The following is a 20238-nucleotide window of genomic DNA, read 5'->3' as shown; positions in this document are numbered from 1 at the left end:
ATGAAACTCTCACACTGGATCGGCGCAGGACTCGCTGCGGCCGCAGTCGGATCCACGGTCGCATTCACGGCGCCCGCGTTTGCGACGCCGACGTCGGCGTCCGCCGACGTCTCGGCACCGGCGGCCGCGTCGCCGACCGCTGAGCCGACCGACTTGATCCGGCCAGATCTCTGCCCCGCGCAGCGGATCCGGATCCTGTGGGCGGCCGCACCCGACGAGCTGAAGGACGACCTCAGGGAAGCGTGGAACCTCGGTCCGGGCGAAGAACGGCGCGACGCGCTGAAGCAGGTCCGCGACGACGAGCTCGCGGGTGAGTACGGCAAGGGCGTTCAGAAATTCGCCGAGCGGCGCCAGACGGGGTGGGTGGCCGCCTGGAAGGGCGCGCCCGAGGAGCTCAAGAGCGACCTGAAGGCGTTGCGCGACCTCACGCCGGGAGAGGAGCGGCGCGATGCGGCCATCGACGTGTTCGACCGCGCGCTCGCCGGCGACTACGGCTCGGCCGCGCAGACCCGGGCCGCGCGCATGCTGGAGTGCCACGTCGCGAAGTAGGCCGCTGGGAGACGGGCCCGCCGCGCGGGGTGACCCGCGCCGTCGTGAGGTGACCCACCCGTCGAGACTTGGCCCACCGTCGAGACTTGGCCCACCGTCGAGACCTCGCTGCACCGTCGAGAGTGCACTCGGCGCCCGACGCAGGGCGGAAAGTGCACTCTCGCCGAGGTGACCTCGCCCGCGTGAGGTGATCCCACCGTCGAGAGTTGGTCCACCGTCGAGACCTCGCTCCACCGTCGAGAGTGCACTCGGCGCCCGCGGAAGGGCGCGGAGTGCACTCTCGGGCGCGAAGGGCGGGCGGGTCAACGTGCGGCCGCGCCCTGCTCGACGAGCTGCAGCACGCGCGCGGCCACGCTCACCGCGATCGCGGCCGGATCCTTCGACCGGATGCCCGCGATGCCGATCGGCGTCATCACCCGGGCGAGCGCGGCATCGTCGTGGCCGGCCTCGCGCAGCTGCTTCTGGAACCGCGCCCACTTCGCCGTCGAGCCGATGAGCCCGATCGAGCCGAGCCCCTCGGTGCGCAGCGCGGTCTCGACGATCGCGAGGTCCTCGACGTGGTCGTGGGTCATGACGAGCACGTGCGCGCCCGGAGGGAGCGAAGCGAGTCCGGCCTCCGGCACGGGCAGGTGATGCATCCGGATGTCGGCGACGGCGTCGGCGAACGCGCCCTGCGCGCCGACCGTGTCGGGCATCCCCGGCTCGCGCGGCACGCCGACCCGCTCGGGCGCGAGCATCTCGGCTCGCGAGTCGACGAGGTGCAGCTCGATCTGCTGGCGCGCGAGGATGCGGGCGAGCTCGAGCCCCACGTGGCCGATGCCGAAGATCGCGACCGACGGCACGACTCGCACGGGTTCCAGCAGCATGGTGACCTCTCCTCCGCAGCACTGCACGCCGTACTCGGTCGTGGACTTGTCGCTCAGCGTGAGCGTGAGCAGTTCCGGCTCTGCGGATGCTGCGGCGAGCATCTCGCGGGCCCGTGCGACGGCCGTGGCCTCAAGGTTGCCGCCGCCGACGGTGCCGAACAGGCCCTCGGCCGAGACGACCATCTTCGCGCCGCCGTTGCGGGGCGCGTGGCCGCGCACCATGGCGAGGGTCACGATCACGGCGGGCGCCCGCGCTGCTCGCAGCCGCTGCAGCGCGTCCAACCAGTCCATGGTCACCCGCGGCTCACCGACGGTGGCGCACGAGCGCCGGTGCGGTCGGATGCGGCGAAGCGGATGCCGCGGCATCCGTCGCCCGCTCCGTCGACCCCGCGGCATCCGTCGCCCGCTCCGTCGACCCCGCGGCACCCGTCGCCTGCTCCGTCGACCCCGCGGCATCCGCACCCGTGCCCTCAGCAGCGCGGCGGGCCTCCTCGATCGCCCAGAACACCGCCTCGGGCGTCGCGGGCGAACCGAGGCCGACGCTGTGGCCGACGGGCCCGAACGCCGCGACCGCCTCGCGGATCGCCTCGCGCACGCTGAACGCGAGCATGAGCGGCGGCTCGCCGACGGCCTTCGAGCCGTAGACCACGCCGTCTTCGGTCGCCCGCTCGAAGAAGTGCACATTGAACTCCTCGGGCATCTCCGAGAAGCTCGGCAGCTTGTAGGTGCTCGCCGACTGGGTGAGCAGGCGCCCCCGCCCCGGCCCGTCGGTCTCGTCCCAGCGGAGTTCCTCGAGGGTGAGCCATCCGGCACCCTGCACGAAGCCGCCCTCGATCTGGCCGAGGTCGACGACCGGCGAGAGGGAGTCGCCGACGTCGTGCACGATGTCGACGCGCCGGGTGCGGGAGGCGCCCGTGAACCCGTCGACCTCGACCTCGGCCGCGGCGGCGCCGTAGGCGAAGTACTTGAACGGCTCGCCCTGCATCCGCTCGGTGTCCCAGTGCAGCCCCTCGGTGCGGTAGAAGCCCGCCGCCCAGAGTTGCACGCGCTGATCGTAGGCGGCCTTCACCACCTCGGCGAAGGTGAGCGACGACGGGTACGGCGTTGCGGCCGTGCTCGGCGACGTCGGGCCGGGGTCGTCGGCCGAGCGCAGGGGGCCCGCGCCGAGCCCGCGCACCCGGCCGCCGGAGAAGCGCACGTCGCGCTCGTCGATGCCCAGCAGCCGCCCCGCCACGGCGGCCAAGCGCCCCCGGATCTGTTCGCAGGCCTGCTTCACGGCGCCGCCGTTGAGGTCGGCGCCGGACGACGCGGCGGTGGCCGACGTGTTCGGCACCTTGTCGGTGCGGGTGGGCGCGAGGCGCACCGTGTCGAGCGGCACGCCGAGTGCGGTCGCCGCGACCTGCAGCATCTTCGTGTGCAGCCCTTGCCCCATCTCGGTGCCGCCGTGGTTGACGAGCACCGAGCCGTCTTTGTACACGTGCACGAGCGCGCCGGCCTGGTTGTAGGCGGTGAGCGTGAACGAGATGCCGAACTTCACGGGCGTGACGGCGAGCGCGCGCTTCGTGTCGGGATGGTCGGCGTTGAACGCGGCGATCGCCGCACGGCGTTCGTCGAAGGCGCTCTCGTCGAGCACTCGCCGCCAGATCTCGTTCAGGCGCTCGGCGTGGCGCACCGGCTGCCCATACGGGGTCGTCTGCCCCGGCATGTAGAGGTTCCGCTGCCGGAGCTCGGCGGCATCGATGCCGAGCGCCGGCGCGGCGAGACCGAGCACGTTCTCGATCACGAACATGCCCTGCGGGCCCCCGAAGCCGCGGAACGCGGTCTGCGAGGTCTTGTTCGTCTTCGCGATGCGTCCCTGCGCGACGAAGTGGGGAATCCAGTACGCGTTGTCGACGTGGCACAGTGCGCGGCCCATCACGGGCTCGGAGAGGTCGAGGCACCAGCCGCCGTCGGAGGTGAGCGTCGTGGCGAGGGCGAGGATGTGCCCGTCGTCGTCGAACCCCGCCTTCCACACCAGGTGGAACGGATGCCGCTTGCCGGTCATCGTGAGGTCCTGCGTGCGGTTCAGGCGCAGCCGCACCGGCCGGCCCGTGAGGGTCGCGCCGAGCGCGGCGACGGCGGCGAGTCCGTGCGGCTGCATCTCCTTGCCGCCGAAGCCGCCGCCCATGCGCAGGCACTGCACCGTGACCCGGTTGCTCGGCACCCCGAGCACATGCGCGACGATCTCCTGCGTCTCGGAGGGGTGCTGGGTGCTGCAGTCGACGAAGACCTGTCCCTCGGAGTCGACGTGCGCGAGCGAGGCGTGCGTCTCGAGGTAGAAGTGCTCCTGGCCGCCGATCTCGGTGACGCCCTCGAACACATGCGGCGCGGTGGCGAGCACCGACTCGGGGTCGCCGCGACGGATCGTGCGCGGGATGCCCTGGAACGACCCCGCCTCGATCGCCTCGGGCACGGTGATGATCGAGGGCAGCGGCTCGTAGTCCACCTGCACGGCGGCTGCGCCGAGGCGCGCCGCCTCGGCCGTCTCGGCGAGCACCCAGGCCAGCGCGTGGCCGTGGAACATCGCCTCGCTCGGGAACAGGGGCTCGTCGTGCTTGACGCCGGCGTCGTTCTGGCCGGGCACGTCGGCGGCGGTGAGCACGTGCACGACGCCGGGCACGTCGAGCGCGGGCGCGACGTCGACGTGCACCAGCGCGTGCGCGTGCGCCGACTGCACAGGCCATGCCGTGAGCACGCCGGCGCGACGCGCGGCGAGGTCGTCGGTGTAGACCGCGGTGCCCGTCGAGTGCAGGGCGGCGCTCTCGTGGGCGACCGGCGTGCCGACCACGGGCTGCGACGGACGTGCGGCCAGCTCGCTCACGCCGGCACCTCCTCGGCCACGAGGGGGTTCGCCCGGTACAGCCTCAGCAGCGCCCGGTTCAGCATGAGCGCGCGGTAGTCGGCGCTCGCCCGGTGATCCGACATCGGGGAGCCTTCCGTGCCGAGCACGGATGCCGCGTCCCGCACGGTCTCGAGGTTCCAGGGATGCCCGACCAGGCGAGCCTCGGTGGCGCGGGCGCGCAGCGGGGTGGCGGCGGCGCCGCCGAGTCCGATCCGCGCGGAGGAGACGAGGCCGTCGCCGTCGAGGTCGAGGGCGAAGGCCACGGCGACGCTCGAGATGTCGTCGAAGCGTCGCTTCGCGATCTTGTGGAACGCGGTGAGCCGCGCGAGCGGCAGCGGGATGCGCACGGCGCGGATGAGCTCGTCGGGCCGGCGCGTCGTCTCGCGGTAGCCGGTGAAGTAGTCGGCGAGGTCGATCTCGCGCTCGCCGTCGGGCGAGACGAGCACGACGCGCGCTTCGAGGGCGAGGAGCGCGGGGGAGGTGTCGCCGATCGGCGAGGCGGTGCCGAGGTTGCCGCCGATCGTCGCGCGGTTGCGGATGAGCGGCGACGCGAACTGCGGGAAGAGCTCGGCGAGCAGCGGCACGCGGCCGTCGAGGCGTCGTTCGATCTCGGAGAGGGGCAGCGCCGCGCCGATCTCGATCGCGGCGTCGCCGAACGTGATCGCACGGAGTTCGGGCAGGTGCTCGATGGCGAGCGTGAGCGGCGCGCGCCGACCGCGCAGGTTCACCTCGACGCCCCAGTCCGTCGTGCCGGCGGCGACCACGGCGTCGGGCTCCTCGCGCAGCAGCCGGACCGCCTCGTCGAGGGATGCCGGGCGCACGAACCGCCCGCCCCCGGCGTCGAGGCGGGTCGCCCGGGACTCGGGGGCGGGTTGGGCGCGGCGTTCGGCGAGCGGGTCGCCCGGTTCGGGATCGCCCAGCGCGTACGCGGCATCCCGGATCGGACGGTACCCGGTGCACCGGCAGAGGTTGCCGCTCAGCGCGTGCAGGTCGAAGCCGTTCGGCCCGAGCTCGGGCTCGCCCGAGTCGGCCGAGACATCCGAGTCGCCCGATTCTGCTGAGACTCGGGCAACTCGACCGGGGCGGTAGAACTCGGCGGCCATGCTGCAGGCGAAGCCGGGGGTGCAGTAGCCGCACTGCGAGCCTCCGGCCTCGGCGAGTCCCGCCTGCACGGGGTGCAGGTGGTCGGGCGAGCCGAGCCCCTCGGCGGTGACGATCTCCTGGCCGTCGAGGGCGGCGACGGGCACGAGGCACGCGTTCACGGCCGTCCAGGTGGTGCCGCCTCGGTCGTCGGATGTCGCGAGCAGCATCGCGCACGCACCGCACTCGCCCTCGGCGCACCCTTCCTTGCTGCCCGTCAGCCCCGTGTCGCGCAGCCATTCGAGCGCGGTCGTATGCGGGCTGATGCCGACGAGCGGGCGCACCTGTCCGTTGACCGTCACCTCGATGTGATCCATGCTCGAACTCCTCGTTCTCGCGAGTCTACGCCGCGACCATTTTCCGTGGCGCTCGTTCAAACAGCCTCCCCGGCAGCCGTCCTCATCGGCGCCGACGAGTGGGAGTCCCTGTAGGAGACGCTCTTCTGGCTCTCGCAGCCCGGCACCACGGCATCCCGTGAAGCGGCGCGCGCAGGTCGCCCGTGGCGAAGGGATCACCGAAGAGCAGGTCCGCACCGAGTTCGGCGTGCCGAAGCGGTGACGTATGAGGTGATCTTCGCTCCGACCGCACGGCGGGACATGCGCGGCATCCCGCCCCGGATCGTGCCGGCGATCATCGAGTTCGTCTCCGGAGATCTCGCCGAGTTCCCGCGACGCGTCGGAACGTCGCTCGCCCGCGAGCTCGCCGGCTCGTTCAGCGCCCGTCGCGGATCGTATCGGGTTCTCTACGAGGCCTGCACCGACCCGAGCAGTCCGGTCAGCATGGCGCGGATGGCGTATGCGGCGTCGATGTCCTCGTCGGGCGCGATGATCCGGTGGGTGATCAGTCCGTCGGTGAGGGCGAGCAGCATGCGGTGATGCCGGGCGACATCGGTGGATCCGGCGCGCAGGAGTGCCGGCACCATCCAGTCGGCGAGGCGGTCGCGTGCGCGATCGATTTCGGCGCGAACCGTGGGCCGGATGCCGGCCTCGGCGAACACCGCCTGCCGCGCGAGCGTGGTGTCGCGGTGCTGTCCGGCGACGATGTCGACGACGTCGGCGAGCGCGTCGGCGAGCTCTTCGGCGTTCGCCGGTTCCGGCCGCACTGCTGCGAGCACGGCGCGTTCGCGTTCGAGGACGCGCTGCACGACGCCGACGAGCAGTTGGTCCCGGCTGCGGAACCGGTTGGAGGTGGACCCCGCCGGCAGCCCGGCGCGGGCGTCCACCGCACGATGCGTGAGCGAGCGCGCCCCGCCGTCGGCGAGCACGCCGATCGCGGCATCGAGGAGGACGGTGTTCCGCTGCATGCACCTGATACTACAGGTGTAGTCATGCCGATGGGCACGTCACCGGCCGACCTGCACGAGGCCGCTGAGCCCGATGGCCACCGAGGCGACCAGGAGTATCGGCGCGGCGAGGATGCCGCACCAGAAGCTCGGGGCCGGGGTATCCGCTCGCCCTCTCAAACGCAGCGAGAGGACCAGCGCGGCGATCGACGCGAGCGTGGTCAGCGCTGCCACCACGTGCATCGCGGGCATCTGGAAGACCGCGGCGAGCGAGAAGAAGTGCACGCCCACGATGAACAGCACGAGGACGGCGACGTAGGGGCGGGTCGCCTTCTTCACCGAGAGCGCGATCGCCCCGACGACGCACGCTCCGACCTCGATCGCGAGGATGACGAGGTAGGGGCCCATGCCCCCGCTGTCTGCACCGAGCACGCTCGGGGCGTCCCAGTTCAGCCACGCGGCGATGCCGAAGCCGACCGCGGCGAGCACGCCGAGCCCGCTCAGGATGCCGAGGACCACGGGCCATCGCTTCGGCGGTCGTTCCTGTGCCCAACCCGACCAGATGAAACAGGCCAGCCCGAAGACCGCCCCCGTCGTGATGAGGTCTCGAACGAACGGCGTCTCGGTGACCATGCCCCTATCCTGTCCGATGCGGTTCTTGCGCCGGCCGGCGCGTGCGCAGCACCGAAGTGAACGCCTCGACCCCGTCGACGACGGCACTGAAGCGGAACGAGTGGAACAGGTCGAATGCGTGCTGGCCGTGCGGCAACTCCGCGTACACCACCGGCGCCCGCGAGCCGGTGCGCAGGTGTGCCGCGGTCAGCCGGGCGTACTCCACCAGCGCGAGGGTGTCGTTCGTGCCGTGGGCGATGAAGAACGGCGGTGCGGAGGAGGCGTCATGCCCGAGCGGACCGGCCTCGGAGTCGACGCCGCCCAGCCCGTAGTACCCGTCGTACCAGCCGTAGAAGCTCGCGACCGCCGACATCGAGGTGTCGGCATCCTCGAACCCGTGCTGGTACCGCGGATCGTTCTGCGTCAGGCCCGCCATCGTGACCAGATGCCCGCCGGCGGAACCGCCCGACAGGACGATGGTGCCCGGATCGATGCCGTACCCCACGCCCTGGTCTCTGATCCAGGCGATCACCCTCTTCGCGTCGGTGAGGTGATCGGTGAACGTCGCGTCAGGGCGGAGCCGGTAGTTCGCGCTGATCGTCACCCAGCCGCGGCTGGCGAATCGGAACAGCAGGGCGCGGGCCTCGACGCTCTTACGTCCGCCGTTGTACCCGCCGCCGTGGAAGTACACCAGCACCGGCGCGCCCGCGGCGCCCGAGCGGGGCCGGTACAGGTCGAGCCGGTTCGCACGCCCCGCGGGTCCGTAGGAGATGTTCCGCATCCGCCGCACGTCGCCGCGCGGGAACACGATCGGCATCAGCACGATCCACCACCACGGCGGACGATCGCGTAACCCCGCGCGCAGGGCGGGATCGATGCGGTCCCGCCACCCGGCGCCGAACCCTTCGTCGAGGGCGCCCTCGATGACCGGGCGGGCACGGGTCCCCCGCCAGGCGATCACGCCGAGCCCAGTGGCCAACAGGACCAGCAACGTCCACGTGATCGCGTCTTCGGGAAGCACGGGTGCGCCGAGCAGCACCGGCACCGTGCCCGCAAGGATGATGATGAGGATGAGGAACGGCGCCTCGTTGTAGACGGAAGCGACGAAGAACGCGACCCGCGCCAGCCATGCCGGGCGGGGTGGAGCCGTCAGGGTCAGCGCGATCAAGATGCCGTGGAGCAGCAAGCCTGCGTAGAGTCCGAAAGGCATCAGTTCACCCCGATGGGCCACAGTGACGGCTGCGGAGGGGCTTGTGCCACATCGGTCCCTCCGCTACGTGCCGTCAGCGCCGGCGCGCGTGCCGTCCACCGCACGATGCGTGAGGGAGCGCGCCCGGCTTCGGCGAGCATGCCGATCGCCGCGTCGAGGAAGGGGAGAGTGTTCCGTTTCATGCTCCCTATACTACAGGTGTAGTTGCTTGTCGTCACTACAACTGTAGTACGTTGCTCTGTGGAGCACGACGGAGGGAGCTGAACCCATGCGGAGCTGTACAGCCAGGCGCGCCCCGCGATGACGACAACCGGAGACCCCGTGGCGCTGGCATATCCGATGGCCGGGCGGCTGATGGCGCGCAACAGCCCTGCGCGACGGGTGCCCAGTCACGGAACCCATCTCATGGGAACGACCTACGCCATCGACCTCATTCCGGTCGACGAGCGCGGACGGTCCGCGCCCTGGAACTGGCGTGCCCTGGTCGGGGTAGAACCCGCCGCACGCTTCGTCGGGTTCGGCGCGCCCGTGTTCGCGCCGTGCGCCGGGCGCGTCGTGATCGTCCACGACGGCGAAGCCGACCACGAGGCGCGACGGTCCCAGCTCACGCTGATCCCCTACATGGCCCGGCAACCCGACCGCATCCGCGCCGGCGCTGCGGGGGTGGCGGGCAATCATGTGGTGATCGCGATCGACCCTGTGGGGCCGTTCGTCCTTCTCGCGCACCTGCGCCGCGGCTCGATCCGGGTGCGGCCGGACGACCGGATCGAGGTCGGCGCGGAGGTCGCCGCGTGCGGCAACTCCGGCAACAGCACGCAACCCCATCTGCACCTTCAGGCGACCGACAGCACCGACTGGAACACGGCACGCGGACTGCCGATCGCGTTCCGAACCGCTCGCGGCCTCGAACTCCCGCGAGAATCCGAGATCGTCACGGTCCGATGAACCCTGACCATCCGAATCGGAACCAGCGCTTCCGGAGTCCGGGCTTCAGATTCTGATATTCTGAATCCATGCGTGAGATGTCGGCGTCCGAGGCATCACGAAGCTTCTCGGCCGTTCTGGACTCTGCCGAGCACGGCGAGACGATCGTGGTGACCCGTGCCGGTCGGCGCGTCGCCGCCATCACGCCGATTCCCCGGGCAAATGGTGCGGCGTTGCGTGAGGTGTTCGAGCGATGGCACGGTGATCCGGCGCTGGATGACGCACTGACCGCTCGCATCGCCGCGGCCCGTGAGGCCGCATCCGGCGAGTTGGATGCCGATCCGTGGCTCGACTGATCCTCGATACCGGCGTGCTCATCGCCGGTGTGCGCGGTCGCCTCGATGTGACCGTCTTGGCCGACACCGACGATGTGGCGATCCCGGCAGTGGCCGTGGCCGAGTACCTCGCCGGAACCCTGCTCGACACCGACCCGGCCCGGGCAGCTGCCCAGCGCGCGTTCCTCGACGATGTCCTCCAGGTTCTGCCTGTCCATGACTACGACCGCGCCGTCGCGGAGCACCATGCCGCGCTGTTGGCCTACGTCCAGCAGACCGGAGCCCGACGGGGCGCGCACGACCTCATGATTGCGGCCACAGCCCGCGCGGCCGATCGCATCGTGCTCACCACTGACGAGCGAGCCCGATTCGCTGAGCTCCCAGAGGTGGAGGCGCGCGTCGTCGGATCGTGACGGTGCTACGGAGACGTCGTGCCGCCACCCCGAATGACGGTTACGCCCGGGCGGCATCTGCGCGATGATGAGCAGAGCGTGTGGACCTACATCCCAGAAGGGAGCGGATGCCGCGTGAGCATCGAGATCGCCCGAGCCGCGGATGCCGCCGGCGCCGACGAGATCCTCACCGCCGACGCGCTCGCCTTCGTGGAGGAGCTGCATCACCGCTTCGACCCGCGGCGCCGCGAGCTGCTCGCCGCCAGGCACGCCCGCCGCGAGCGGATCGCCGCGGGTGAGCGGCTCGACTTCCTGCCCGAGACGCGCCAGGTGCGCGACGGCGAGTGGCAGGTGGCATCCGCTCCCGAGGCCCTGCTCGACCGCCGGGTCGAGATCACCGGCCCCGCGATGCCCGCGAAGATGGCGATCAACGCACTGAACTCGGGCGCCCGGGTGTGGCTCGCCGACCTCGAAGACGCCTCGAGCCCCACCTGGGGCAACATCGTGGGCAGCATCCGCAACCTCCGCGACGCCGCCAGCGGCACGCTCGCGTACACCTCGCCCGAGGGCAAGGCGTACGCGCTTCGCGGCGACATCCGCCGCCCGACGGTCGTGACACGTCCGCGCGGGTGGCACCTTCCGGAGCGGCACGTGCTGGTCGACGGCGAACGCGCGTCGGGCTCGCTCGTCGACTTCGGCCTGCACTTCTTCCACACCGCGCAGCTGCTCATCGACGGCGGCCATGGCCCGTACTACTACCTGCCCAAGCTCGAGAGCCACCTCGAGGCGCGGCTCTGGAACGACGTGTTCACGTTCGCCGAGGAGGCGCTCGGCATCCCGGCGGGCACCATCCGCGCAACGGTGCTCATCGAGACCATCCCGGCCGCCTTCGAGATGGACGAGATCCTCTACGAACTGCGCGATCACGCTTCGGGCCTGAACGCCGGCCGCTGGGACTACCTGTTCAGCCTCATCAAGGCGTTCCGCGACGCCGGGCCCGACTTCGTCGTGCCCGACCGCGCCGACGTGTCGATGACCGCGCCGTTCATGCGCGCCTACACCGAGCTGCTCGTGAAGACCTGCCACCGACGTGGGGCCGCCGCGATGGGCGGCATGGCGGCCTTCGTGCCGAACCGTGCCGATCCAGAGGCGACGGATGCCGCGTTCGAGAAGGTTCGGGCAGACAAGACGCGCGAGGCGAATGACGGGTTCGACGGCTCGTGGGTCGCGCACCCCGATCTCGTTCCCGTGTGCCGCGAGGTGTTCGACCAGGTGCTCGGCGACCGGCCGAACCAGTTCGATCGCCGTCGGCCCGAGGTCGAGGTGACGGCCGCCGAGCTTCTCGACGTCGCCTCTGCGGGTGGGCACGTCACCGAGGCGGGCCTCCGCAACAACCTGTACGTCGCCGTGGCGTACGTCGCGGCGTGGCTCGCCGGAAGCGGCGCGGTCGCGATCCACAACCTGATGGAGGATGCCGCGACCGCCGAGATCTCGCGCTCGCAGGTGTGGCAGCACCTGCAGCACGGCGTCGTGGTCGCCGACACCGGGCGCACGATGACCCCCGAGCTCGTGCGCGCCGTGCTCGACGAGGAGGTCGAGCGCCTCCGCGGCGAGGTGCCGGCCGACCGGTTCACTGCGTATCACGAGCCAGCCGCCCGGCTCATCGGCGATCTCTGCCTCGGCGGCGACTACGTCGAATTCCTCACGCTGCCGGCCTACGAGCTGCTGGAGTGAGGATGGGAGACGGCAATGCCACGGGCGTGCGGCGCACCGCGCTCACGTCCGCCGATCTCGCGGCCGTCGAAGCGCGGCTGGCCGCGACCGACGAGCTGCTCGCGCGTGCCTATCCCGGCGACGACGGCTCGCGCCAGCCCCTGCACACCGTCTACGTGCCGGCCGACCGGTACGCCCCCGAGCTGCCCGCCGTGTGGGGGCGGGCCGCGCTCGCCGCGGCCGATTCGGTCGGCGGGCTCGAGGCGCTCGCCGAGGCGGTGGGGCTCGACGCCGAGATCGCGGCATCCGTGGTGCCGCGCGTGCGTGAGAAGCTCGAACGCGAGCCGATCGAAGATCTGCGCATCGACTTCGAAGACGGGTACGGCGGCCGCGGCGACGACGTGGAGGACGCCGACGCGGTGCTCACCGCCAAGCGCGTCGCCGCGGCGGTTGGGGCGGGGCTGGCCCCGCCGTTCATCGGCATCCGGTTCAAGTCGTTCGAGGCCTCGACCCGGGCGCGCGGCATCCGCACCCTCGAGCTCTTCATCGCTGAGCTCATGGAGCACGGCCTGCCCGACGGTCTCACGCTCACGCTGCCCAAGGTGTCGACGATCGCGCAGGTGGAGGCGATGGCGGATGTCGCGGCCGCCCTCGAGCGTGCGCACGGTCTGCCCGACGGGCGGCTGCGGTTCGAGGTGCAGGTCGAGACGCCGCAGCTCATCCTCGACGCGCAGGGCCGCTCGCCCGTCGCCCGCCTGCCGCACGCGGCGCCCGGCCGCATCACCGGCCTGCACTTCGGCACGTACGACTACAGCGCCTCGCTGCAGATCGCGGCGCGGTACCAGTCGATGGCGCATCCGGCCGCCGACCTCGCGAAGGGGGTCATGCAGCTGGCGGTCGCGGGCACCGGAATCCGTCTCTCCGACGGGTCGACGAACATCCTGCCCGTCGGCGATCGCGGCGTGGAGGCGTGGCGGCTGCACGCGCGGCTCGTGCGCCGATCGCTCGAGCGCGGCTTCCACCAGGGGTGGGACCTGCACGCGCACCAGCTGCCGACGCGGTTCCTCGCGACGTACGCGTTCTACCGCGAGGGGTACCCCGAGGCATCCGCTCGGCTTCGTTCCTACCTCGACCGCACGGCCGGCTCGGTGCTCGACGAACCGGCCACCGCCCGCGCGCTCGCGGGATTCGTGCTGCGCGGCGTGCGCTGCGGCGCGATCGCGCCGGGCGAGGTCGCCGCAGACGCCCGGCTCGACGAGTCGGCGCTCGTCTCGCTGGCGCACCCGAGAGCGGTGGTCGCGTGAACGGATGCCGCACCGCACGTCCGAACGACCAGGAGGCGCCATGAGCTACTTCACCCCGCCCGGCGGCCTGCCGGCCCAGACCGAGTTGCTCACCGATCGTGCGATCGTGACCGAGGCGTACACGGTCATCCCGAAGGGCGTGCTGCGCGACATCGTCACGAGCAACCTCCCGGGGTTCCGGGCGGCGCGGTCGTGGATCCTCGCGCGGCCGGTCGCCGGGTTCGCGACGACGTTCTCGCAGCTCATCGTCGAGATCGCGCCGGGCGGCGGCGCCGACCGGCCCGAGCAGGAGGAGGGCGTCGAGGGGGTCGTCTTCGTGACATCCGGAGCGCTCACGCTCGAGCTCGAGGGCTTGCCGCACGTGCTCGGGGCGGGCGGCTACGCGTACCTCGCGGCGGGGGCGACCTGGTCGCTCGCGAACGAGGGCGACGCGCCCGTCTCGTTCCACTGGATCCGCAAGGCGTACGAGCCCGCCCCGGACATCGCCGCCCCCGCATCGTTCGTGACCCGCGACCAGGATGTCGCGCCTCGGGAGATGCCCGACACCGACGGCGCGTGGGCCACGACGCGATTCGTCGACCCCGACGACCTCGGGCACGACATGCACGTGAACATCGTGACCTTCCAGCCCGGCGGGTCGATCCCGTTCGCCGAGACGCACGTCATGGAGCACGGGCTCTTCGTGCTCGAGGGCAAGGGCGTGTACCGGCTGAACGGCGACTGGGTGGAGGTCGAGGCGGGCGACTTCATGTGGCTGCGGGCGTTCTGCCCGCAGGCGTGCTACGCGGGGGGGCCGGGGCCGTTCCGGTACCTCCTGTACAAGGACGTGAATCGTCAGGTGCGGCTGACCGGGCATTCCCGTATCGAGGGAGTTGAGCCATGACCGAAGAGCCACCGGCCGAGCAGCCGCCGGCCGAGCAGCCGCCGGCGGAGCAGCCGCCGGCCGAGCAGCTGCCGGCTTCGCAGCTGCCGACCGAGCCACCGGCGACGCCGGCGATCGTCCTCGGCCGGAATCAGTACGGCAAGGCCGAGGTGCGCGTCGTCAAGGTCACGCGCGACACCGCCCGGCACGAGATCGAGGACCTCAACGTCACCTCCCAGCTCCGCGGTGACTTCGCCGCGGCGCATCTTGCGGGCGACAACGCGCACGTCGTGCCGACCGACACCCAGAAGAACACGATCTTCGCATTCGCCCGCGACGGCATCGGCTCGCCCGAGGCGTTCCTGCTGCGCCTGGCCGACCACTTCACCGGTTCGTTCGCCTGGGTGACGGGCGGACGGTGGGAGGCCGAGGCGTTCGCCTGGCAGCGCATCCGGGTGGGCGGCGCCGAGCACGACCACGCGTTCGTGCGCAGCCGACAAGAGGTGCGCACGGCCGTCGTCGTCGCCGAGGGAGCGGAACGGCACGTCATCGCCGGCCTCAACGGCCTCACCGTGCTGAAGACCACCGCGTCGGGGTTCGAGGGCTACCCGAAGGACCGGTACACGACGCTGCCCGAGACATCCGACCGCATTCTGGCAACGGATGTCGCAGCCAGATGGCGCTACGGCACCGCCGACGTCGACTACGATGCGCTGTACGCGAGTGTGCGGTCGCTGCTGCTCGAGGCGTTCGCGTCGAAGTACTCGGCGGCGCTGCAGGCGACGCTGTTCGACATGGGACGCGCCGTGCTCGAGGCGCATCCCGAGATCGCCGAGATCCGCTTCTCGATGCCGAACAACCACCACTTCGTCGTGGACCTCGGCCCGTTCGGACTCGACAACCCCAACGAGGTGTTCTTCGCGGCCGACCGCCCCTACGGTCTCATCGAGGCGTCGGTCGAGCGCGACGGGGTCGTCGCTCCCGCCGTCGCCTGGGAGGGCATCGCCGGCTTCTGCTGAGCGGATGCCGCGGTGCGCGCGCCCGCGCCGCGCCGCGCCGCGCGGCTGCCGCGCGCGCGGTGCGCCCGGTGCGCCCAGGCGTGCTCCCGCGCCTCAGCACCGATAGTGCACTCCCTGCCCTCCCGGGGGCTGGGAGTGCACTCTCGACGTGGTTGCCTGCCCCCGCCGACATCGGCCAGGCGCCGAGAGTGCATTTCTCGCCCTCCCGGGGGCTGGGAGTGCGCTCTCGACGTGGTTGCCTGCCCCCGGACACCGGCCACGCGCCGAGAGTGCGTTCCTCGCCCTCCCGGGGGCTGGGAGTGCACTTTCGACGTGGTTGCCTGACCCCGCCGACATCGGCCACGCGCCGAGAGTGCGTTTCTCGCCCTCCCGGGGGCTGGGAGTGCACTCTCGACGTGGTTGTCTGCCCCCGGACACCGGCCACGCGCCGAGAGTGCATTTCTCGCCCTCCCAGGGGCTGGGAGTGCACTTTCGACGAGCGACGAGGACGAAGGTGCGGGTGCACGCTCGACGCGGTTGGTCGGCCTGCCGCGTCGACTTCTCCTCGACAGCCCTGGGATCGCACATGGCGTCGACATCTCCACCAGCAGGAGCCGGGCCCGCTCCAGGTGCCCGGCAGACTCGGCGCATGAGTCCGCGTCGTCCGCTGCCGCTCGATCTCTCACTCGCCCCGTTCACGATCGACGAGGCCCGGGCCCGCGGGCTGAGTGACAAGCGCCTTCGGGCTTCGGATCTTGTGGTTCCCGTTCGCGGCGTTCGGCTTCCTCGTGGAGAGGCTTCGTCGCTCACGGCACGCTGCGCCGCGCTCGCTTTGCACGTGCCGCATGCGACCGCGGCGTTCAGCCATGCCACCGCGGCGATGCTCTGGGGTCTGCCGCTTCCGGCTCGCCTGCAGTCCGCGAGCGTGCTGCACATCACCGTGTGGGGTGGGGCGTACCCACCGCGCGTGCGCAACGTCGTCGGGCACCGCACGACCGATCCGCCGCGAACCGCATTGCGCGGCGGACTGCTGCTGATCTCCCCGGCTGACTCCTGGTGTCAGCTCTCGAGGATGCTGGACGAGCTCGAGCTGATCGAAGCCGGTGATCGGCTGCTCGGCCGCCCAACCCCACTCGCCACAGTCCACGAGCTCGACGACGCGATCGCGCGGTATGGGCAGCGTCGCGGATGCCGCGTACTCCGAGCAGCGCGCGAGCGCCTCCGCGCCGGCTCGGAGTCGCCGAAGGAGACGGGGTTGCGCCTCGAGGTGATCGCAGCGGGCTTCCCCGATCCCGAGCCGAATGGCATCATCCAGCTGCGATCAGGACGCTCGACTCACGGGGATCTCGTCTTCCGACGCTGGAAGGTGCTGCTCGAATACGACGGCGACCATCATCGCGAAGACGCTTCGCAGTGGGCGAAGGACGTCGACCGCCTGAACGAACTGGCGGGAAACGGCTGGCTGGTCATTCGCGTCAACAAGCGTTCACGATTCGGGGAGATCGCGCGCCAGCTCGCCGATGCACTGGAGCTGCGTGGGTGGGTGCACGTACAGGCGTCTGGGCCGGCCGGCGAGAGTGCAGTCTCCGCCGATTCGAGGGCGAGGAGTGCACTTTCGGTGGAGAGGAGTGCACTTTCGGTGGATCTGAGTGAGGTCTGACGCCCGCCATCGACGCGACCCGCCGCCCGCGATAGCGTCAGGGGATGCGGATCCTCCTCGTCGGCGCCGGAGGCGTCGGAGACGCCATCGCCAAGATCGCGGCTCGTCGTGACTTCTTCGAGCTCCTCGTCGTGAGCGACTACGACGAGTCGCGCGCCCAGCGCACGGTCGACTGGATCCGTGCCCGGCACGGCGACGACGTCGCGGCCCGGTTCGCCACGGCGCGGATCGATGCGAGCGATCCCGAGGTCGTGGCATCCGTCGCCCGTGAGCACGGCGCGACGCACGTGATGAACGCGGTCGAGCCGAAGTTCGTGCCGTCGATCTTCGCCGGCGCGCTCGCAGCCGATGCCGACTACCTCGACATGGCGATGAGCCTGTCGGAGCCGCATCCGACCGACCCGCACTCGATGACGGGCGTGAAGCTCGGCGACGACCAGTTCGCCCAGACGGCCGACTGGGATGCTGCGGGGCGCCTCGCCCTCGTCGGTATAGGCGTCGAGCCCGGGCTCAGCGACGTGTTCGCGCGCTACGCGGCCGACCACCTGTTCGGCGAGATCGATGAGCTCGGCGTGCGCGACGGCGCGAACCTCGTCGTCACCGACGAGGAGGGCAACGAGATCTTCGCCCCGAGCTTCTCGATCTGGACGACGATCGAGGAGTGCCTGAACCCGCCCGTGATCTGGGAGGAGGAGTCCGGCTGGACCACGACGCCGCCGTTCTCGGAGCCCGAGGTCTTCGACTTCCCCGAGGGCATCGGCCCGATCGAGTGCGTGAACGTCGAGCACGAGGAGGTGCTCCTCATGCCGCGCTGGGTCGACGCGAAGCGCGTGACGTTCAAGTACGGGCTCGGCGAGGAGTTCATAGGCGTGCTGCGCACCCTGCACCTGCTCGGCCTCGACTCGACCAGCCCGGTACGCGTGCGCAGTGAGGACGGCCCGGTGCACGTGGCGCCGCGCGATGTCGTCGCCGCGGCGCTGCCGGATCCTGCGACGATCGGCCCCCGGATGACGGGCAAGACGTGCGCCGGGCTCTGGGTGACCGGCACCGGCATCGACGGCACGCCGCGCGAGGTGTACCTCTACCACGTCAGCGACAACGAGTGGACGATGCGAGAATACGACGCCCAGTGCGTCGTCTGGCAGACCGCGCTCAACCCGGTGATCGCGCTCGAGCTCCTCGCCGGCGGCGTGTGGCAGGGGCGCGGCGTGCTCGGCCCCGAGGCGTTCGACGCGGCGCCGTTCCTCGAGCTCATGGCCCGGCCCGTCGACCAGGGCGGGTACGGCCAGCCGTGGGGGATGGAAGACAGGCGCGCGTGACATCCGGATCGGGTGCGGGGTCGATGACGGCGGCAACGTCGATGACGACGGCGGTGCAACCGTCGGTCGTCGCCGAGGCCGAGGCGATGGCGGATGCCGCAGACGCGCGCGCCGGCATCCGCACGCGCCCTGCGCAGCCTCGCGAGCTCGACGGCGTGCTCGCCCGGTTCGAGGCCACGTGGGGCGCCCGACGGGGGCCGGATCGCTCGATGGTGCAGGCCATCGAGCACGCCGGCAATACGGTGCTCGTCGCCGTGCCGTCCCCGCCGGGCGGGGACTCCACGTCCGCGGCGGTCAATGGCCCCGAGGCCGCGCCCCTCGGCGCCACCCTCGGGTTCCTCGGCTGGTCGGGCGGGCTGCACCTGCACTCGCACATGAACGCCGTCGACCCCGCGGCGCGCGGACGCGGCATCGGGGTCGCCCTGAAGATCCGGCAGCGCGCCGTCTGCCTGGCGCACGGCGTCACCGAGATGCGCTGGACGTACGACCCCCTCATCCGCCGCAACGCGCGCCTCAACCTCGTGCGGCTCGGCGCGGAGGTCGCGGCGTACTTCCCCGACTTCTACGGCGAGCTCGGCGATGCGATCACGGGAGCCGACCGCAGCGACCGGTTCGAGGTGCGCTGGCGCCTCGACGCCCCGCGCACGGCGAGGGCGCTCGCCCAGGGGCCGGTGCCAGCGTGGCACGCCGAGGGCGGGGTGCCGCTCGTCGCCGACTACGAACGCGTGCGCGCCGAGGACCCCGCGCAGGCCGCACGGCTGCGCGACGCATCGCGCGCGGCCTTCGCCGTGCTCACCGGCGACACCGGCACCGGCACCGGCACCGGCACCGGCGCCGGAAGCGGCACCGGCGCAGGAACCGGCCTCCGCGTCGAGCTCGACGCGAACGGCGACTACGTCTTCACCCACGACGACCCTGACCGGGAGGCCTGATGAACGCGAACCCGTCCGACGCGGCGAACGCCATCGAGCGCATCCCCCGCATCGAGCGCATCGAGCTGCACCGCCTCGAGGTGCCGCTCGTGCGCCCGTTCGAGACGTCGTTCGGCCGCGAAACGGTGCGCGAGGTGCTCCTCGTGCGCGTGGTGACCGACGCGGGAGAGGGCTGGGGCGAGTGCGTCGCCGGACGCGACCCGTTCTACTCGGGCGAGTATGTCGACGGCGCGGCATCCGTCATCGAGCGATACCTCGGCCCGGCGCTGCTCGACGTTCTCGGTGGTCGAGGAGCGCGCGAATCGATATCCACCGGTCCGGGACGGCCAGCGGATGCCGAGGGGCCCGGCACCCGGGGATCGAGCATGCCGCTCGCGGCATCCGTCGCGTCGACGCTCTCGTTCGTCGCTGGGCATCGCATGGCGAAGGGAGCCCTCGAGGCGGCCGTGCTCGATGCCGAACTGCGTGCACAGGGCCGCTCGATGGGCGAGGCGTTCGGCGCCGCACGCGACTGGGTCGACTGCGGCGTCTCGGTCGGCATCGCGCCGACGCTCGAGGAGCTGCTCGACGAGGTGATGGGCTACGTCGAGGAGGGGTACCGGCGCATCAAGCTGAAGATCAGGCCCGGCTGGGATCTCGTGCCGGTCGGCGCGGTGCGCGAGCTGCTCGGTCGCGACGGGCTGCTCCAGGTCGACGCCAACACGGCGTATACCGCCGACGACATATCATTGCTCGCGGGCCTCGACGCGTTCGGCCTGCTGCTCATCGAGCAGCCGTTCGCCGAGGAGGACCTCGCCAGCCACGTGCGTCTCGCCGAGGCGTGCGAGACGCCGGTGTGCCTCGACGAGTCGATCCTCGACGTGACGACGGCGGTCGACGCGATCGAACGCGGCGCCACGAGCGTCGTGAACATCAAGGCCGGACGCATGGGCGGCTACCTCGAGGCGCTCCGCGTGCACGACGCGTGCCGCGCGCTCGATGTGCCGGTGTGGTGCGGGGGAATGCTCGAGACGGGCGTCGGCCGCGCGGCCAACGTGGCGCTCGCCGCGCTGCCCGGCTTCCTGCTGCCCGGCGACACGTCGGCGTCGTCGCGCTACTTCGCCGAAGACCTGACCGAGCCGTTCGTGCTCGGCGAGGGTGACCACCGTGGCCGGCTTCGGGTTCCGGATGGCCCGGGCACGGGTGTCACCGTGCGCGAGGAGCTCGTGCGCGAGTGGGCCTCGGCGCGGCCGGTCACGCTCACGCGCTGACGCGCCCGC

The 20238-nt window shown here is 71.5% G+C and carries 18 protein-coding genes; 12 read left to right on the top strand and 6 right to left on the bottom strand.

Going from position 1 to position 20238, the window contains the following annotated elements:
- A complete protein-coding gene (locus tag ACFWN7_RS16010) occupies positions 1 to 549 on the top strand; it encodes a hypothetical protein (RefSeq protein ID WP_376939845.1) in 549 nt (182 codons plus the stop codon).
- Positions 550 to 851: 302 nt separating this feature from the next.
- Here the strand turns inward: ACFWN7_RS16010 and xdhC are convergent, their stop codons facing one another.
- The 6 genes from xdhC to ACFWN7_RS15980 form a co-directional block, all read right to left on the bottom strand.
- Positions 852 to 1706, bottom strand: coding sequence for a xanthine dehydrogenase accessory protein XdhC (gene xdhC / locus ACFWN7_RS16005; protein WP_376939844.1), 855 nt, complete (start codon positions 1704 to 1706; stop codon positions 852 to 854).
- Between the two features lie 13 nt (positions 1707 to 1719).
- Positions 1720 to 4275 (bottom strand): xanthine dehydrogenase molybdopterin binding subunit, encoded by a 2556-nt coding sequence (gene xdhB, locus ACFWN7_RS16000; RefSeq protein WP_376939843.1) that lies wholly within the window; start codon positions 4273 to 4275, stop codon positions 1720 to 1722.
- Positions 4272 to 5753 (bottom strand): xanthine dehydrogenase small subunit, encoded by a 1482-nt coding sequence (locus ACFWN7_RS15995; RefSeq protein ID WP_376939841.1) that lies wholly within the window; start codon positions 5751 to 5753, stop codon positions 4272 to 4274. The genes xdhB and ACFWN7_RS15995 overlap by 4 nt, the downstream gene beginning before the upstream one ends.
- Before the next feature lie 425 nt (positions 5754 to 6178).
- Positions 6179 to 6739 (bottom strand): TetR/AcrR family transcriptional regulator, encoded by a 561-nt coding sequence (locus ACFWN7_RS15990; protein WP_376939840.1) that lies wholly within the window; start codon positions 6737 to 6739, stop codon positions 6179 to 6181.
- A gap of 39 nt (positions 6740 to 6778) precedes the next feature.
- Complete coding sequence (locus ACFWN7_RS15985) at positions 6779 to 7351, bottom strand: hypothetical protein (protein ID WP_376939839.1); 573 nt, start codon at positions 7349 to 7351, stop codon at positions 6779 to 6781.
- 4 nt (positions 7352 to 7355) lie between these two features.
- Entirely contained in the window at positions 7356 to 8540 is a 1185-nt protein-coding gene (locus tag ACFWN7_RS15980) for an alpha/beta hydrolase (RefSeq protein ID WP_376939838.1), read from the bottom strand.
- Positions 8541 to 8879: 339 nt separating this feature from the next.
- Between ACFWN7_RS15980 and ACFWN7_RS15975 the strand changes: the two genes are divergently transcribed.
- From ACFWN7_RS15975 to menC, 11 genes are all read left to right on the top strand, one after another.
- On the top strand, positions 8880 to 9485 hold the full coding sequence (locus ACFWN7_RS15975) for a M23 family metallopeptidase (RefSeq protein ID WP_376939837.1): 606 nt from the start codon (positions 8880 to 8882) through the stop codon (positions 9483 to 9485).
- A 68-nt stretch (positions 9486 to 9553) separates the two neighbouring features.
- Positions 9554 to 9820, top strand: coding sequence for a type II toxin-antitoxin system Phd/YefM family antitoxin (locus tag ACFWN7_RS15970; RefSeq protein WP_376939836.1), 267 nt, complete (start codon positions 9554 to 9556; stop codon positions 9818 to 9820).
- On the top strand, positions 9808 to 10212 hold the full coding sequence (locus tag ACFWN7_RS15965) for a PIN domain-containing protein (RefSeq protein WP_376939835.1): 405 nt from the start codon (positions 9808 to 9810) through the stop codon (positions 10210 to 10212). Before ACFWN7_RS15970 ends, ACFWN7_RS15965 begins: the two co-directional genes overlap by 13 nt.
- Positions 10213 to 10326: 114 nt before the next feature.
- Positions 10327 to 11925, top strand: coding sequence for a malate synthase A (gene aceB, locus ACFWN7_RS15960; RefSeq protein ID WP_376939834.1), 1599 nt, complete (start codon positions 10327 to 10329; stop codon positions 11923 to 11925).
- Positions 11926 to 11927: 2 nt separating this feature from the next.
- Positions 11928 to 13208: a DUF6986 family protein gene (locus tag ACFWN7_RS15955; RefSeq protein ID WP_376939873.1), complete on the top strand. Its 1281-nt coding sequence runs from the start codon at positions 11928 to 11930 to the stop codon at positions 13206 to 13208.
- A 40-nt stretch (positions 13209 to 13248) separates the two neighbouring features.
- On the top strand, positions 13249 to 14091 hold the full coding sequence (locus ACFWN7_RS15950) for a bifunctional allantoicase/(S)-ureidoglycine aminohydrolase (protein WP_376939833.1): 843 nt from the start codon (positions 13249 to 13251) through the stop codon (positions 14089 to 14091).
- Complete coding sequence (pucL, locus tag ACFWN7_RS15945; RefSeq protein WP_376939832.1) at positions 14088 to 15089, top strand: factor-independent urate hydroxylase; 1002 nt, start codon at positions 14088 to 14090, stop codon at positions 15087 to 15089. The genes ACFWN7_RS15950 and pucL overlap by 4 nt, the downstream gene beginning before the upstream one ends.
- An 817-nt stretch (positions 15090 to 15906) precedes the next feature.
- On the top strand, positions 15907 to 16728 hold the full coding sequence (locus ACFWN7_RS15940; RefSeq protein ID WP_376939831.1) for a hypothetical protein: 822 nt from the start codon (positions 15907 to 15909) through the stop codon (positions 16726 to 16728).
- Positions 16729 to 16772: 44 nt separating this feature from the next.
- Complete coding sequence (locus ACFWN7_RS15935; RefSeq protein WP_376939830.1) at positions 16773 to 18047, top strand: saccharopine dehydrogenase family protein; 1275 nt, start codon at positions 16773 to 16775, stop codon at positions 18045 to 18047.
- A complete protein-coding gene (locus tag ACFWN7_RS15930; RefSeq protein WP_376939829.1) occupies positions 18044 to 18979 on the top strand; it encodes a hypothetical protein in 936 nt (311 codons plus the stop codon). Before ACFWN7_RS15935 ends, ACFWN7_RS15930 begins: the two co-directional genes overlap by 4 nt.
- On the top strand, positions 18979 to 20229 hold the full coding sequence (gene menC / locus ACFWN7_RS15925; RefSeq protein WP_376939828.1) for an o-succinylbenzoate synthase: 1251 nt from the start codon (positions 18979 to 18981) through the stop codon (positions 20227 to 20229). Before ACFWN7_RS15930 ends, menC begins: the two co-directional genes overlap by 1 nt.
- Positions 20230 to 20238 lie beyond the last annotated feature (9 nt).

The organism is Agromyces sp. NPDC058484, assembly GCF_042720415.1.
Taxonomy (GTDB): Bacteria; Actinomycetota; Actinomycetes; order Actinomycetales; family Microbacteriaceae; genus Agromyces.
This window is presented reverse-complemented; position numbering and strand designations above follow the sequence as displayed.

Bases quoted from the DNA above. Each gene is read 5' to 3' on its own strand.
- ACFWN7_RS16010 (WP_376939845.1), top strand. From the start codon at position 1: ATGAAACTCTCACACTGGATCGGCGCAGGACTCGCTGCGGCCGCAGTC.
- xdhC (WP_376939844.1), bottom strand. From the start codon at position 1,706: ATGGACTGGTTGGACGCGCTGCAGCGGCTGCGAGCAGCGCGGGCGCCC.
- ACFWN7_RS15995 (WP_376939841.1), bottom strand. From the start codon at position 5,753: ATGGATCACATCGAGGTGACGGTCAACGGACAGGTGCGCCCGCTCGTC.
- ACFWN7_RS15990 (WP_376939840.1), bottom strand. From the start codon at position 6,739: ATGCAGCGGAACACCGTCCTCCTCGATGCCGCGATCGGCGTGCTCGCC.
- ACFWN7_RS15985 (WP_376939839.1), bottom strand. From the start codon at position 7,351: ATGGTCACCGAGACGCCGTTCGTTCGAGACCTCATCACGACGGGGGCG.
- ACFWN7_RS15980 (WP_376939838.1), bottom strand. From the start codon at position 8,540: ATGCCTTTCGGACTCTACGCAGGCTTGCTGCTCCACGGCATCTTGATC.
- ACFWN7_RS15975 (WP_376939837.1), top strand. From the start codon at position 8,880: ATGGCCGGGCGGCTGATGGCGCGCAACAGCCCTGCGCGACGGGTGCCC.
- ACFWN7_RS15970 (WP_376939836.1), top strand. From the start codon at position 9,554: ATGCGTGAGATGTCGGCGTCCGAGGCATCACGAAGCTTCTCGGCCGTT.
- ACFWN7_RS15955 (WP_376939873.1), top strand. From the start codon at position 11,928: ATGGGAGACGGCAATGCCACGGGCGTGCGGCGCACCGCGCTCACGTCC.
- ACFWN7_RS15950 (WP_376939833.1), top strand. From the start codon at position 13,249: ATGAGCTACTTCACCCCGCCCGGCGGCCTGCCGGCCCAGACCGAGTTG.
- pucL (WP_376939832.1), top strand. From the start codon at position 14,088: ATGACCGAAGAGCCACCGGCCGAGCAGCCGCCGGCCGAGCAGCCGCCG.
- ACFWN7_RS15935 (WP_376939830.1), top strand. From the start codon at position 16,773: ATGCGGATCCTCCTCGTCGGCGCCGGAGGCGTCGGAGACGCCATCGCC.
- menC (WP_376939828.1), top strand. From the start codon at position 18,979: ATGAACGCGAACCCGTCCGACGCGGCGAACGCCATCGAGCGCATCCCC.